Annotated in this window: 14 protein-coding genes; 9 read left to right on the top strand and 5 right to left on the bottom strand. The window is 54.2% G+C overall.

Going from position 1 to position 13834, the window contains the following annotated elements; all coding sequences use genetic code 11:
- Nucleotides 1-60: 60 nt before the first annotated feature.
- Nucleotides 61-381 (top strand): phosphate starvation-inducible protein PsiF, encoded by a 321-nt coding sequence (gene psiF / locus HV243_RS19220; RefSeq protein WP_003830956.1) that lies wholly within the window; start codon nucleotides 61-63, stop codon nucleotides 379-381.
- A 91-nt stretch (nucleotides 382-472) separates the two neighbouring features.
- Nucleotides 473-1588 (top strand): diguanylate cyclase AdrA, encoded by a 1116-nt coding sequence (gene adrA / locus HV243_RS19215; RefSeq protein ID WP_100250048.1) that lies wholly within the window; start codon nucleotides 473-475, stop codon nucleotides 1586-1588.
- Between the two features lie 17 nt (nucleotides 1589-1605).
- Here adrA and proC read toward each other — a convergent pair whose 3' ends face one another.
- The gene (gene proC, locus HV243_RS19210; protein WP_016152005.1) at nucleotides 1606-2415 is read right to left on the bottom strand and encodes a pyrroline-5-carboxylate reductase; all 810 of its coding nucleotides are present in this window, start codon (nucleotides 2413-2415) and stop codon (nucleotides 1606-1608) included.
- Nucleotides 2416-2563: 148 nt separating this feature from the next.
- On the opposite strand from proC, the gene HV243_RS19205 reads away from it, so the two are divergent.
- The 5 genes from HV243_RS19205 (at nucleotide 2564) to ppnP (ending at nucleotide 5249) form a co-directional block, all read left to right on the top strand.
- Nucleotides 2564-3019: a YaiI/YqxD family protein gene (locus HV243_RS19205; RefSeq protein ID WP_181603866.1), complete on the top strand. Its 456-nt coding sequence runs from the start codon at nucleotides 2564-2566 to the stop codon at nucleotides 3017-3019.
- 185 nt (nucleotides 3020-3204) lie between these two features.
- Nucleotides 3205-3750 carry a shikimate kinase AroL gene (gene aroL, locus HV243_RS19200; RefSeq protein WP_016155838.1) on the top strand — a complete coding sequence of 182 codons (546 nt, stop codon included), beginning with the start codon at nucleotides 3205-3207 and terminating at the stop codon, nucleotides 3748-3750.
- Between the two features lie 26 nt (nucleotides 3751-3776).
- Nucleotides 3777-3968 (top strand): protein YaiA, encoded by a 192-nt coding sequence (gene yaiA, locus HV243_RS19195; protein ID WP_016155839.1) that lies wholly within the window; start codon nucleotides 3777-3779, stop codon nucleotides 3966-3968.
- A gap of 247 nt (nucleotides 3969-4215) precedes the next feature.
- Complete coding sequence (locus HV243_RS19190) at nucleotides 4216-4893, top strand: AroM family protein (RefSeq protein WP_016155840.1); 678 nt, start codon at nucleotides 4216-4218, stop codon at nucleotides 4891-4893.
- Between the two features lie 71 nt (nucleotides 4894-4964).
- Complete coding sequence (gene ppnP / locus HV243_RS19185) at nucleotides 4965-5249, top strand: pyrimidine/purine nucleoside phosphorylase (protein ID WP_016152010.1); 285 nt, start codon at nucleotides 4965-4967, stop codon at nucleotides 5247-5249.
- 50 nt (nucleotides 5250-5299) lie between these two features.
- Here the strand turns inward: ppnP and rdgC are convergent, their stop codons facing one another.
- Nucleotides 5300-6211, bottom strand: a complete 912-nt coding sequence (gene rdgC, locus HV243_RS19180; protein WP_003021479.1) for a recombination-associated protein RdgC — start codon at nucleotides 6209-6211, stop codon at nucleotides 5300-5302.
- A gap of 91 nt (nucleotides 6212-6302) precedes the next feature.
- Here rdgC and mak point away from each other — a divergent pair, with 91 nt between their 5' ends.
- The gene (gene mak, locus HV243_RS19175) at nucleotides 6303-7211 is read left to right on the top strand and encodes a fructokinase (RefSeq protein WP_016155842.1); all 909 of its coding nucleotides are present in this window, start codon (nucleotides 6303-6305) and stop codon (nucleotides 7209-7211) included.
- Nucleotides 7212-7238: 27 nt separating this feature from the next.
- Here mak and araJ read toward each other — a convergent pair whose 3' ends face one another.
- The 3 genes from araJ to sbcD all read right to left on the bottom strand — a co-directional run bounded on the left by araJ (nucleotide 7239) and on the right by sbcD (nucleotide 12944).
- A complete protein-coding gene (gene araJ, locus HV243_RS19170) occupies nucleotides 7239-8411 on the bottom strand; it encodes an MFS transporter AraJ (protein WP_053388997.1) in 1173 nt (390 codons plus the stop codon).
- 187 nt (nucleotides 8412-8598) lie between these two features.
- Nucleotides 8599-11745, bottom strand: a complete 3147-nt coding sequence (gene sbcC / locus HV243_RS19165) for an exonuclease subunit SbcC (RefSeq protein ID WP_053388996.1) — start codon at nucleotides 11743-11745, stop codon at nucleotides 8599-8601.
- Nucleotides 11742-12944, bottom strand: coding sequence for an exonuclease subunit SbcD (gene sbcD / locus HV243_RS19160; RefSeq protein WP_053388995.1), 1203 nt, complete (start codon nucleotides 12942-12944; stop codon nucleotides 11742-11744). Before sbcD ends, sbcC begins: the two co-directional genes overlap by 4 nt.
- A 190-nt stretch (nucleotides 12945-13134) precedes the next feature.
- Here sbcD and phoB point away from each other — a divergent pair, with 190 nt between their 5' ends.
- Complete coding sequence (gene phoB / locus HV243_RS19155; RefSeq protein WP_003021496.1) at nucleotides 13135-13824, top strand: phosphate response regulator transcription factor PhoB; 690 nt, start codon at nucleotides 13135-13137, stop codon at nucleotides 13822-13824.
- The last annotated feature ends 10 nt before the right edge of the window (nucleotides 13825-13834 follow it).

Here is a 13834-nt window from a genome sequence, read left to right as displayed (position 1 = left end):
TATTTTTATCGTTAGCAGCCAAACTTACCTGTGTGTTGTCGTTCAGAAAAGAAGGATGCTATGAAAATTACATTATTAATGACGCTGCTTTTTGGTCTGATTTTTTTAACTACCGTCGGTGCTGCCGAGAAGACTTTAACCCCGCAACAACAGCGTATGACCACCTGCAATCAGCAGGCAACGGCGCAGACCTTAAAAGGGGATGCGCGTAAGACATATATGAGTGATTGCCTGAAAAACAGTAAATCTGCGCCGGAGGAAAAGAGCCTGACGCCGCAGCAGCAAAAAATGCGTGAATGTAACGTTAAGGCGACGGAGCAGTCTCTGAAAGGTGATGATCGTAATAAATTTATGAGCGCTTGCCTGAAGAAATCTGCGTAGCACTTACGGGTGAGCAGGTAAAATCGCTCACCCGAAATATCATACTTCCGCCACCAGACCCCTTCCTATAATTTGGGAAATTTGTTTCAGAATATTCCCAAATACAATGAATGATGAAAACTTTTATCAAAAGAAGGTCGTCCCGAATGAAGCATTTTTATCGCTTCATCAAAATGACCACCAACGTTCCGGTCTGCGATTCGCCCGACGAATCAGGCTGCCGCGAGCGGTGGGATTGGGGGGAATGTTTTTCCCTATCGCGTCGGTATTAGTTGCTCAGCCCATTACCGGGGGCTGGTGGCTATTACTGGTGGGATGGGCGTTTGTCTGGCCGCATTTGGCCTGGCAGTTGGCCAGCAAAGCCGACGATCCTCTGCATAGCGAATTTACCAACTTAAAAGCCGATGCCATTCTTGCCGGTATGTGGATAGGGATTATGGGCGTAAACCTGTTGCCATCCACGGCGCTGCTGATGATTATCTGCATCAACCTGATGGGCGCAGGCGGGATGCGAATATTCATCGCAGGCGCCGTTTTGATGATGGTTTCATGCCTGGTGACGTTACAGTTAACCGATATCTCCGTCGCTTTTAGCAGTACTCAACTTAGCGTGCTATTGACGCTGCCGGTGCTGGTGATTTATCCGCTACTGTTTGCCTGGGTCAGCTACCAGACGGTCATCAAGCTGGCGGAACATAAACGCCGTTTACAGGTGATGAGTACGCGAGATGGCATGACTGGGGTGTACAACCGCCGCCATTGGGAACTGTTACTGCGTAATGAATTTGATAATTGCCGCCGCTACCAGCGTGACGCCACGTTACTGATTATCGATATCGACCATTTTAAGAGCATCAATGATACCTGGGGTCATGACGTTGGGGACCAGGCGATTGTCGCGCTGACCCGCCAGTTGCAGATGACCTTACGCGGTAGCGACGTGATCGGGCGCTTTGGCGGTGATGAGTTTGCGGTGATTATGTGCGGCACGCCGGCAACCAGCGCGATTGCGGCGATGTCTCGTGTTCACGAACGACTTGACCAACTGCGTTTATCCTGCGCGCCGCAGGTTGCTCTGCGGATCAGCGTGGGCGTTGCGCCGCTGACCGCAGAAACCGAGCATTATCGAGAATGGTTAAAGTCGGCGGATATGGCGCTCTACAAAGCAAAGAATTCCGGACGTAACCGCACTGAGGCGGCGGCCTGACGTCCGGCGGTGTTAACTCAGGAGCGGCTGAGTTTTTCCGACTGCTCCATGCACTTAATCATCGCTTCAATCACTGATGAACGAAAACCTCGTTCTTCCAGGACGCGTACCGCTTCAATGGTGGTTCCGCCAGGCGAGCACACCATATCCTTCAGTTCTCCGGGATGTTTACCCGTATCCAGCACCATCTTTGCCGACCCCATTACTGCCTGCGCCGCGAATTTATAAGCTTGCGCGCGAGGCATGCCACCCTGCACGGCGGCGTCCGCCATCGCTTCAATAAACATAAACACATAAGCCGGGGCTGAACCACTGACGCCAACGACCGGATGAATCATTGCCTCCGCAATGACTTCCGCTTCTCCAAAGCAGCGGAAGATATTCAGCACGTCGGCGGTGTCTTCTGGCGTGACTAAGGCGTTCGGTGTGACGGAAGTCATTCCGGCATTCACCAGTGACGGCGTGTTTGGCATCGCGCGAATGATTTTACGGTCATGGCCTAGCGCGCGGGCGAGCTGATCGAGGGTGACGCCAGCGGCAATCGAGACGACCAGGGAGTCTTTGTTCAGGCTGGAGGTAATTTCGCTCAGCACTTTAATCATGATGCCTGGTTTTACGGCCCCAAAAACGATGTCAGCGATTTGCGCGACCTCTTGCGCAGACTGCGCCGCATTAATACCGTACTGGTCGTGCAATGCAGCGACTTTATCGGGGGAAGGGGTGTAGACCCAGATTTGTCCGGGGAGAACCTGGCCGCTGGCGATCATGCCGCCAAGTATCGCTTTGCCCATATTACCGCAGCCGATAAAACCGATTTTCTTGTCCATTTTGTCACTCCCTATGCGTGATATTCATTGTTTTACCTGGGAAAGCTAAGCTTAGCGCGGATTGAATATGTGCAGAAGGATAAACAGCACTTTGCCTGCAAGTAAAAGCACGCGACAATGTGCAACTGCACATCAGTGGGGAGAAATTATGACAATATGGGTGGATGCCGATGCGTGTCCGAATGTGATTAAAGATATTTTGTACCGCGCTTCTGAGCGCATGCAGATGCCGCTTATTTTGGTAGCCAACCAAAGTTTGCGCGTCCCGTCTTCGCGGTTTATCCGCACATTACGTGTTCCCGCCGGGTTTGACGTGGCGGATAACGAGATTGTACGTCAGTGTAGTGCCGGTGATTTAGTGATAACAGCGGATATCCCGCTGGCGGCAGAAGTCATTGAAAAAGGTGCGGCGGCGCTTAATCCGCGCGGTGAACGTTATACCGAAGCTACGATCCGTGAGCGTCTGATGATGCGTGATTTTATGGATACGCTACGCGCCAGCGGTATTCAGACCGGCGGGCCGGACAGCCTTTCACCACGAGACAGGCAGCATTTTGCTGCTGAGTTTGATAAGTGGTGGCTGGAAGTACAGCGCAGAAAATAAAACGTGTAATTTATTATTTACACTTTATTCATGGTGAATTCTTGTTATAGTAGGGGTTGATAGGTATCTCTACCCTGTATGTAATTTTTTCTTTACGTTTTGGTGATGTACTAGTTTGGTGATATGATTATATCTTTAACCGCATCAGATCCCGCTCGCTCGCGGCTCCCTGGGGAATTTCTGTAATGACGCAACCTCTTTATCTTGTCGGCCCCCGGGGGTGTGGTAAGACAACTACCGGTATGGCGCTGGCGAAGGCTATCGATTTCCAGTTTGTCGATACCGATCGCTGGTTGCAATCGCACGTGCAGATGACCGTGGCGGAGATCGTCGAAAGGGAAGGATGGGAAGGGTTTCGTGCCCAGGAGACGAGCGCTCTGCAGGCCGTCACAGCCCCAGCAACGGTTGTTGCGACCGGCGGCGGCATCATTCTTACCGAATTTAATCGTCATTACATGCGCAGCCACGGCGTGGTCATCTATTTAAGCGCACCGGTATCAGTACTGGTTGATCGTCTGGAGGCCACGCCTGAAGAGGGATTGCGCCCAACCTTAACCGGTAAGCCGTTGACTGAAGAGGTGCAGGAAGTGCTCGCCCAGCGCGATGTTCTGTACCGTGAAGCTGCGCACTACATCGTTGATGCCACCCATAAACCTGCGCAGGTGGTGGAAGACATTCTTGAGATACTGGCGCAGGCAGCGCCACGGTTACAGGGCGGTGTCTATACTTAATGTTCATCCAGTGAAAAGGAAGAACTATGCCGACAAAACCACCTTACCCACGTCAAGCGAACATTGTTACGGTTGAAAAGGGGACGCCAGGCCAGACGGTAACCTGGTATCAACTTCGAGCCGATCACCCTAAACCGAATACGCTGATCAGTGAGCATCCTTCTGCGCAGGAAGCCATGGATGCCAAAAAACGCTACGAAGACCCCGATAAAACCTGATATTAAGCACCGTCCTGGCACGAGTCTGAAAAGTGCCACGACGGGCGTTCATCACATTTTCTTAAATTTCGCCGTATACCGTTAAAATTGAAAATTAAGCAATAACAATCCAGTACCGGAATGATTTGGAATCTTTACACAATACATCGCCGCTCAGCTGCTACGCTTTTGAGCATTTGTAGCGCAGGTCAGCGCCCGGCACTTGCCCGGGATTTCACAGCAAAGTAAGAAGATGGTGGAGCAACAAATGAGTGCGTCGTTGGCTATCCTCACGATTGGCGTGGTGCCGATGTGTGAGGTGTTACCGCTCCTGACGGAATATATCGATGAACAGCACATTACTCACCACAGTCTGCTTGGACAGATGCGGCGAGAAGATGTGATGGCTGAGTATGGCGTTTCGCCCGGTGACGAGCCTTTATTAACGCTGCTCAGCGACCACCAACTTGCGCATGTTTCACGCCAGAAGGTTGAGCGCTCGCTGCAAAGTATCGTGGAGGTGCTGGATAACCAGGGCTTTGACGTGATCCTGCTGATGAGTACCGCCTCAATCGCTCGCCTGACCGCCCGCAATAGCATTCTGCTGGAGCCGTTACGTATTATCCCCCCGCTGGTGGCCTCGATTGTCGATGGGCATCAGGTCGGGGTTATTGTCCCCGTCACCGAATTGCTCAAAGCCCAGACGCAAAAATGGCAGGTGTTACAAACTCCACCAGTGTATGCCGTGGCGAATCCGATCGAAGGTACCGAACAACAATTGATTGATGCCGGGAAAGAACTGCTGGAGCAAGGCGCGGATGTGATCATGCTGGATTGTCTGGGGTTCAATCAACGCCATCGTGATTTACTGCAAAAATCGCTGGATGTCCCGGTTCTTCTGTCTAATGTGTTGATTGCCCGACTGGCTTCGGAGCTGTTGGCGTAATTTTGCGTGACAGGTGGAACGTCAGCCCCCTATATTGGTTCTCAACTTAATCACGAGATAGGGCCAGTTGTATGCTTCAAAGTAATGAATACTTTTCCGGCAAAGTAAAATCGATCGGTTTTACCAGCAGCAGTACTGGCCGCGCCAGTGTTGGCGTGATGGCTGAAGGCGAATATACCTTTAGTACTGCGGCGCCTGAAGAGATGACTGTCGTTAGCGGCGCACTGAACGTGCTGCTGCCGGGGGAAACTGAGTGGAAGGTGTATGCCGCAGGGGACGTGTTCAACGTACCGGGCAACAGTGAGTTTCATCTGCAGGTGGCAGAGCCAACATCCTATCTTTGCCGCTATCTGTAAGCATAGAAATGACGAATGGCGACATTATGCCGCCATTCCGTAAGTACGGCTTAACGTTGCGCTTCGCCGCCTAATCCTTCCACCAGACTTTTAATCAGCGCCGCCAGTTCACCCGTCATCAGGATGAAATCGGCATCAAAACGCTGAGCATAATCTTCGCGGTCAATATCTTCGTTCTGATCGCGCAGCTCGTCGCTAAACTTCAAACGCTTAATAGAGCCGTCGTCACACATCACGAACTGAATGCGCTGCTGCCAGTCGAGGGCCAGCTTGGTGACCAGTTTGCCCGCTTCGATATGCACGGCGATTTCGTCGCAGACCAGATCCTGCTTTTTCGCGCGGATCACGCCGCCGTCTTCAAGGATCGCTTTTAGTTCAGCTTCATCCAGTAACTGGAATCCCTGTGCCGTTGTACCGGAACGAACCCATTCGGTCAGCGTCAGCTCAATGGGGTTTTCCATCGTCAGCGGAACGACCGGCAGCGAACCGAGACTCTTACGCAGCAGCGCCAGCGTATCTTCGGCTTTCTTCGCACTCGCGCAATCAACCATGATCAGATCGTTGACGGTATCGATCCACATCATCGTCTGGCTGAAACGGCTAAAGGCGCGCGGCAGCAATGAGTGCAGAACTTCATCTTTCAGCGAGTCTTTTTCGGTCTTCTTGAGTTTGCGACCTTGCTCAGCTTCCAGTTTGAAAATTTTGGCTTCCAGCGCCTGTTTGATAACCGGCGACGGCAGAATTTTTTCTTCTTTGCGGGCGCAGATAATAATTTGGCCATTGGCGGTATGCGTTAATGCATCGCTGTGCGATCCCATCGGCGGAACCCAGCCCATTTTTGCCATATCCTGGCTACCGCAAGGGGTGAACGTCATTGATGCCAGCTGTTTTTCCATCTCTTCGGCACGCAAAGAAACATCGCGGCTAAGACGGTAAACCATTAAATTTTTGAACCACAGCATGATAATTTCCACGGCCTTGTCGTTAAATCCAGCGGGCATGATAGCGAATTGTCGCTATGCTTGCATTGTTAATCGGGAAGAGGAGCAAACAGTGCGTATAGGTATCGATTTAGGCGGTACGAAAACGGAAGTTATCGCGCTTGGCGATGCAGGCGAACAGCTTTTTCGCCATCGCCTGCCCACGCCGCGTGATGATTATCGGCAAACGATAGAAACCATCGCCGCGCTGGTGGAGATGGCGGAAAAGGCCACCGGGCAGTCGGGAACCGTCGGGATGGGCATTCCCGGTTCAATTTCGCCCTACACCGGAGTGGTGAAGAATGCCAACTCGACCTGGCTCAACGGGCAACCTTTTGACAAAGACCTGAGTACGCGTTTGAATCGCGAAGTGCGGCTGGCAAATGATGCCAACTGCCTGGCGGTTTCTGAAGCCGTTGATGGTGCAGCGGCGGGGGCGCAAACCGTGTTTGCGGTGATTATCGGTACAGGATGTGGCGCTGGAGTGGCGCTGAACGGCCGGGCGCACACGGGCGGCAACGGTACTGCGGGCGAGTGGGGGCATAATCCGCTGCCGTGGATGGACGAAGACGAACTGCGTTATCGGCAGGAAGTGCCCTGCTATTGCGGCAAGCAAGGCTGTATTGAAACCTTCATTTCCGGAACCGGTTTTGCCACCGACTACCAGCGTCTGAGCGGTAAGTCGCTCAAGGGCAGTGAAATTATCAGTCTTGTTAATGCCCGGGATGCCCAGGCCGAACAGGCGTTGAGTCGGTACGAACTGCGTCTGGCGAAATCACTGGCACATGTGGTGAATATTCTCGATCCGGACGTAATCGTGCTGGGCGGCGGAATGAGCAATGTCGACCGACTGTATCAAAACGTGCCAACGTTGATTAAACAGTTTGTCTTTGGCGGCGAGTGCGAAACGCCTCTACGCAAGGCGCTGCACGGTGACTCCAGCGGCGTGCGCGGCGCGGCCTGGTTGTGGCCGCAGGAGTAATGTTCGCGTTGCCGGGTAGCGCAGAGGCTATCCGGCAACGGGAGTCATCCGGGATACGCTGCGCTTCAGGCGACCATAGAGCAGCAGCGACGACATTGCAGAAAACGACAGCAGCGCCGCCGGCAACGTCACGTAGTTGTAGGCAAAGCCCAGCGTCAGCATCATACCACCGCACCAGGCGCCAATCGCGCTGCCGAGATTAAAGGCAATTTGCCCCCCAGCCGCACCCAGCAGCTCACCCCCTTTAGCATTTTGCAGCAGCAAAATTTGCAGCGGCGCCGACAGGGCAAACAGGCCCGCGCAGCAAATAAAGGCGAAGATCAGCGACGCGGCTTTGATCCCGCCAAAGGCAAAGAGCAGCAGCAGAGCCAGCACAATTATAAAGTCGGTTATTACCGCAATACGCAGCGGCGTATAGCGGCCAGAAAGGCGACCGCTCAGCAGATTTCCCAACACCATCCCCAATCCTACCAGCATCATGATGAAGGTCATCAGCGCTTCGGAAAAGCCGGAGATGAACATCATGTACGGTTTGACGTAGCTGAACCAGGCGAAAACCCCTGCGTTACCAAACATGGTGGCGGAAAAGATGAGCCACGGGGCGGGGGTTTTCAAAAAGTGAAATTGTTCGCGCAGTTTCCCTTTGGCTTCATCGCTGATGTTGGGTATCCAAAAAGTTATCGAGACCATCACGGCGATATTAAAGACGGCTATCAGCAGAAACGTGTAGCGCCAGCTAAATTCCTGGCTCAGCCAGGTGCCGATGGGAATACCAATCAGATTAGCAACGGTCATACCCGAAACCATGCCCGCGACGGCGGCGGTGACTTTTCCCGGACGGGCCAGCTTCGACAGGATAATCGCGCCAACGCCAAAAAAAGCGCCGTGTGGAAAGCCGGAAACCAGCCTGCCCACCGCCAGCATTAAATATGAGGAGGAGAGGGTGAAGATGGCGTTGCCGATCACGCACAGCGTGACCAGAAACAGCAGAATATGCTTGAGAGAAAAGCGGTTGGAAAAGAGCGCAATAATAGGCGCGCCCAGCACCACGCCAAAAGCGTAAAACGAAATCATATGGCCAGCGGCAGGGATGGAAATTCCCACGTCCCGCGCCAGCTCGGTGAGTACACCCATGATGCCAAACTCGGCCATGCCCAGCCCAAATGTCCCCAGAGCTAAAGAGAAAATGACTTTTTTCATACCACCTGCCAACAAGAAAGACGCACGATGTGCGCCATAGCGGCGAACGTTCGCCGCCAATAGAGATAGCTTGCGGATAAGCGAAGTGGAATGCCATTTCATATCCGTCTTTGTGTATTCACGATCGTGCTATGTGCCGTGCCGGATAGCGCTGGCGCATATCCGGCCTCCAGGTGCTGAGCTGCTATCAGGCATCAACTGCAAACATTTTATCGAGTTTACTGTAGCCCAGTCCGTTGATTTTTTTGACCTTGATCTGCACCGGAATGCGTTCTTTCATCGCTTCAACGTGGCTGATGACACCAATGGTTTTGCCAGTGGCGTTGAGCGCATCGAGCGCATCCAGGGCGGTATCCAGCGTTTCGCTGTCCAACGTGCCGAAACCTTCGTCGAGGAACAGGGAGTCAATTCGCGTTTTGTGGCTGACCAGGTCGGACAACGCCAGCGCCAGCGCCAGACTCACGAGGAAGCTCTCGCCGCCGGAAAGCGTACGCGTGTCACGCACGGCATCGGCCTGCCAGGTATCAACCACTTCCAACTCCAGCGCTTCGCTGGCCTTGCGCTGCAACAGATAGCGACCGTGCAGACGGGTCAACTGGTTGTTGGCAAGCCAGACCAGATTATCCAGCGTCAGCCCCTGGGCAAACTTGCGGAATTTATCTCCCTCTTTCGAGCCGATCAGCGCGTTCAGATAGCCCCAGTCTTCGACCTGCTGTGCGACTTTCGTAATCTCGAGCATCAGCGCCTGCTGCTGCTGGCGGTTTTCACCATCCTGCTTGAGCTGCTGGCGAATTTCGCCCTGACGAGTGGTGTTCTCTCGTAGCTGCTGGGTGAGTTGCGCCAGCGCGTCGTGAAGATGTTGCACGGTGAGCGTGAGATCCACCCCGGTTGGTAGCTGTTGTTGATGAGTCGCCAGCGCCTGCTGCGCCTGATTAAGCAGCGTTTGCGCCTGCTGTCGCTGGCCTTCCAGTGATTGCTTCAATTGTTCAAGGCGGTTAAAGGTCTCTTCATCCAGCAGGGCGGCAACAAAGGCGTCGCGATCGGCAAAGATGCTGGCCTGCAATGCGGTATCAAACTGCGCCTGAATTTCTGCTGCGCGCTGAACCTCCTGCGCCTCCTGCTGCTGTAAGGTTTGCCACTGCCCCTGTAAAGAGAGGCAATCGTCGTGCACCTGCCGCCAGTTTTCCAGCGACAGATTCTCAATGTTTTCACCAAGCGCATCGGTTTCAGGCAGCGTTTCCAGCACCGGCGCAAGCTGGGCGATTCGAGCCTGTAATTCAGTCAGTTCGTTCTGGCGCTGCTGCCACATTTGCGCTTCGTTCGCCCGCTCGCTCAGCCATGAGGCGACTTCACCCTCGGCCGGAAGGGACAGACCATGACGGGCCAGCTCGGCGGTTAACGTTGCCTGACGCTGGTCAATATGCTGCTGGAGCTGAGTAATCTGCTCTGTGTGTGCGGTGATTTGCGCTTGCAGGGTATGACGCAGACTCAGTTGGTGAAGCTGCTGCTCGTGCTCTTCCTGGGCGGCAAGCCACGGGGCGATGTCATCCTGCGGTTGCAGCGTCACGTTGAGGCTGGCGGTGACTGTCTGCCACTCTTGAGTAAGTGCTTGCTCTTCCTGAGAAAGCGTTTGTACTTCGCGTTCATCGCGCTGAAGTTGCTGGGTTATCGCCTCAAGTTGACCGCGTAGCGTTGACCCCTCATCGGCCAGCGTTTTGACCTCTTTTTCCAGCGCTTCACGCCGTGTCTGATTCACACTCAGTTCGAGCGTTTGATAGCGCTCAATCGCCGGGTGCGTGGTGGAGCCGCAAAGTGGGCAAGGCATGCCGGATTGCAATAATGCCCGCTGGCTTTCCAGATCTTTGATGCGGGCTTCCTGCTCGCAAATGATTCTCACATCGGCAAGCTGCTGATTTTTATCTTTATAGCGCTGACGCTTTTCTGTAAGCACCGCATTGCGCTGGGCCAGCTCCTGCTGACGCTGCACAAGCGTGGCGCGTAGCTGCGCCAGTTGCTTTTGCTTCGGGGCGATTTGCCCGTGCAGATTACTCAGCCGCTGGCGTAACGGACGAAGCTGCACATGTTGCGCCAGCGCTTCCGTTACCTGTTGTGCCGAAAGGGTCAGCGTGGGAAGCGCCAGCGCATCGAGCTTGCGCGTGTCGTTCTCCCGCAACTGCTGCCACTGGCGCAGTTGGGCGCTGGCGTCGGACTGTTGGGCCAGCAGCGCTTTCCATCCTGCCAGTTCGCTACTCCACAAGCGGAAGCGGTCATGTTCTTTCAGCCAGTCGGTTAACGTTTGCTGTCCGGCGAGCATAGAGGCTGACTGCGTTTGTGCCTGCTGACGAATACGTCCGCGCAGCGCTAAGCTGCTTTGTAAGCGAGCATTCACTTCCTGAATCTTCTGTCGCGTACGGTCAATCGTAGCCGTTTGTTCCTGGATTCGCTCCCAATGTGGGCGTAACGCTCTGGCTGGGAGTGCCAGACTCAGCGCCGCCAGTTGCGGCTGCGCCTCTTCCTGCGCCTGAAGTGCAGCCTGTAATGCCTGCTGGTGACGGTTTATCTCCGCCTGTAGCTCATTTTGCCGCATGAGCCAGTTGAGGTGCTGCTGCTGGGCTTGTTGGCAGGTAAGATATTGTTTTTCTTCGTCAGTAAGTACCTGCAAACTTTCTGTCAGAGATTGCAGCTGTTCTGGCGCTAACAGCGCAACACCGCTGGCCTGGGCCTGCAGTTTTTCCAGTTCCGTACGCGCTGATTTGTGCTTTTCAAATACCATGGCGGAGATTTGGCCGTAGATCTCAGTGCCGGTCAGCTCTTCCAGCAGCTCGGCGCGTTCTTTCGGTTTGGCATTAAGAAATGCGGCAAACTGCCCCTGAGACAGCAGCATCGAACGGGTAAAACGTCCGTAATCCAGCCCGGTAAGCTCGGCGGTCATCTCCAGCTTATCTTTGACCTTATCGGCGAGGATTTTACCGTCGGAGCAGCGGGCCAGCTCTACGCGAGGGACCTGCAGATTGCCCTCCGGCTGATTGCGCGCCCGGTTCTGGCTCCAGAATGCGCGGTAGGCTTCGCCCCGCACCTCAAACTCGACCTCGGCCAGACACTCCGCGGTGTCGCGGGTCATCAGGTCGTTTTGCGATTGTGACACGGTATTCAGGCGCGGCGTTTCGTGGTACAGCGCAAGGCAAATTGCGTCCAGCAGGGTCGTTTTCCCCGCGCCCGTTGGTCCGGTGATGGCGAACAACCCGTTGCTGGCAAACGGTTCTGCCGTAAAATCGACTTTCCATTCTCCCTTCAGGGAGTTGAGGTTTTTCAGGCGCAGGCTGAGAATTTTCATGCTTCAGCCTCCCCGGCAAGCGTTTGTAAGGTTGCGCTAAACAGCTGGTTAAGCCGCTCACGCTGCGGTTCTTCGAGTTCTTCCAGCGCCAGGCGGCGGTCAAAAACCTCTGCCACGCTCAGCTCGCTTAACGTTTCACGTCGTTCATTGGCCATAATGCGTTCGCGCTGTTCACGACTGCGGCGCACCAGTAGCACTTCTACCGGTAAATCTTCGGTTAAGGCCTGGATCTTACGTTGCATATCATGCAGGTAGTCGCCGGTGGTGATTTCAATATCCAGCCACACCGGTGGCTCTTGCTGCACGCCGCGCCACTGCTCAAGCTGGGTAGTAATGGCGGCTAAATCGCCTTTCAGTACCGCAAGCTGCTGCGTAACCGGCACGGTGAGATTTTCAACGGCGCTGAGTTTCCCCGCGTCAAAGCTCACCAGATGTACACATTTGCTTTTGCCGCACTCGTCAAAACTGAGGGCAATCGGCGAGCCGCAGTAGCGAATATGTTCCGTGCCGCCGATAACCTGCGCCCGGTGAATATGTCCCAGCGCGATGTAGTCTGCCGGTGGGAAGTTTTGCGCCGGGAAGGCGTCCAGCGTACCGATATAAATGTCACGTACGGCGTCGCTTTTACTGGCTCCGACGGTGGTCAAATGCCCGGTCGCAATGATGGGAAGATTGTGGTCGCCGCGCAGCGTGCAGGCATCCTGATACTGCTGCTGATAGTAGTCGGTGATTGCGCCCAGTAAATGCTGCTGTTTTTCTTGTCCTGTCAGCCCGGCCTGGCTGGTGATGATGTCGCGCGGACGTAAAAAAGGCACCGGACACAGGATCGCCCCCGGCGTACCGTCTCGTAGCGGCAGTATCTGCGGCGCATGACCAGCGCTGGCAACCACCGTGGTGTTGAGAAACGCCAGAATATCTCGGGATTCATTGAGTGTGGCGACGGAGTCGTGGTTGCCTGCCAGCACCACCAGATGACAGCCGGTTTGCTGTAGATTGACGACAAAACGGTTATACAGCTCACGGGCATAGCTAGGCGGTGAGCCGGTATCGAAAATATCGCCTGCCACAATAATGGCATCCACCTGCTGGGATTGTGCCGTTTCCAGCAGCCAGTCGAGAAAGGCCTGATGCTCAGCGGCGCGGCTCTTGCTGTAGAAGTTTTGGCCCAGATGCCAGTCAGACGTGTGAAGGATGCGCATAAGAGTTCCATGACGATAAAACAATGGCGGGGATTATAACCCTTCACGAGTGGGAATATCTTGTCTCCGGGCTGTCATAATTCGCCGGGCTGCGTTAAACCTGGACTATCTTTTCATAAATCTGTCATAAAACTGACGCATAATGGCACTGTATTGATGGCAAACGATTTAATTACAAACAGGGCAAATCATGGCGAGACGTATTCTGGTCGTAGAAGATGAAGCTCCAATTCGTGAAATGGTCTGCTTCGTGCTCGAGCAAAACGGATTTCAACCCGTTGAAGCCGAAGACTATGACAGTGCTGTGAACCAACTCAATGAACCCTGGCCGGATCTCGTCCTGCTTGACTGGATGCTTCCAGGCGGCTCGGGTCTACAGTTTATTAAACATCTCAAGCGCGAAGCGATGACGCGGGATATCCCGGTGATGATGCTGACGGCGAGGGGGGAAGAGGAAGATCGCGTCCGGGGGCTGGAAACCGGTGCGGATGATTATATTACCAAGCCCTTTTCTCCCAAGGAGCTGGTGGCGCGTATTAAAGCAGTTCTGCGTCGTATTTCACCGATGGCGGTGGAAGAGGTTATAGAGATGCAGGGGCTAAGCCTTGATCCCACCTCGCATCGCGTGATGACCGGCGAGGATCCGCTGGATATGGGGCCGACCGAATTCAAACTGTTGCACTTCTTTATGACTCATCCCGAGCGTGTCTACAGTCGTGAGCAACTCCTTAATCATGTCTGGGGAACCAATGTGTACGTGGAAGACCGGACAGTGGATGTGCACATCCGCCGCTTACGTAAGGCGCTGGAGCACAGCGGACACGATCGTATGGTGCAGACGGTTCGCGGGACGGGATATCGTTTTTCAACCCGCTTCTGACTGACAAGAA

Source organism: Citrobacter sp. RHBSTW-00599 (genome assembly GCF_013784065.1).
Lineage (GTDB): Bacteria > Pseudomonadota > Gammaproteobacteria > Enterobacterales > Enterobacteriaceae > Citrobacter > Citrobacter braakii.
The sequence above is the reverse complement of the archived record's forward strand: the minus strand, read 5'-3'. Positions and strand labels throughout refer to the sequence as shown.

Excerpts from the sequence above, each read along its gene's own strand:
- psiF (WP_003830956.1), top strand. The coding sequence starts at position 61 with ATGAAAATTACATTATTAATGACGCTGCTTTTTGGTCTGATTTTTTTA.
- proC (WP_016152005.1), bottom strand. The coding sequence starts at position 2,415 with ATGGACAAGAAAATCGGTTTTATCGGCTGCGGTAATATGGGCAAAGCG.
- HV243_RS19205 (WP_181603866.1), top strand. The coding sequence starts at position 2,564 with ATGACAATATGGGTGGATGCCGATGCGTGTCCGAATGTGATTAAAGAT.
- aroL (WP_016155838.1), top strand. The coding sequence starts at position 3,205 with ATGACGCAACCTCTTTATCTTGTCGGCCCCCGGGGGTGTGGTAAGACA.
- yaiA (WP_016155839.1), top strand. The coding sequence starts at position 3,777 with ATGCCGACAAAACCACCTTACCCACGTCAAGCGAACATTGTTACGGTT.
- HV243_RS19190 (WP_016155840.1), top strand. The coding sequence starts at position 4,216 with ATGAGTGCGTCGTTGGCTATCCTCACGATTGGCGTGGTGCCGATGTGT.
- ppnP (WP_016152010.1), top strand. The coding sequence starts at position 4,965 with ATGCTTCAAAGTAATGAATACTTTTCCGGCAAAGTAAAATCGATCGGT.
- rdgC (WP_003021479.1), bottom strand. The coding sequence starts at position 6,211 with ATGCTGTGGTTCAAAAATTTAATGGTTTACCGTCTTAGCCGCGATGTT.
- araJ (WP_053388997.1), bottom strand. The coding sequence starts at position 8,411 with ATGAAAAAAGTCATTTTCTCTTTAGCTCTGGGGACATTTGGGCTGGGC.
- sbcC (WP_053388996.1), bottom strand. The coding sequence starts at position 11,745 with ATGAAAATTCTCAGCCTGCGCCTGAAAAACCTCAACTCCCTGAAGGGA.
- sbcD (WP_053388995.1), bottom strand. The coding sequence starts at position 12,944 with ATGCGCATCCTTCACACGTCTGACTGGCATCTGGGCCAAAACTTCTAC.
- phoB (WP_003021496.1), top strand. The coding sequence starts at position 13,135 with ATGGCGAGACGTATTCTGGTCGTAGAAGATGAAGCTCCAATTCGTGAA.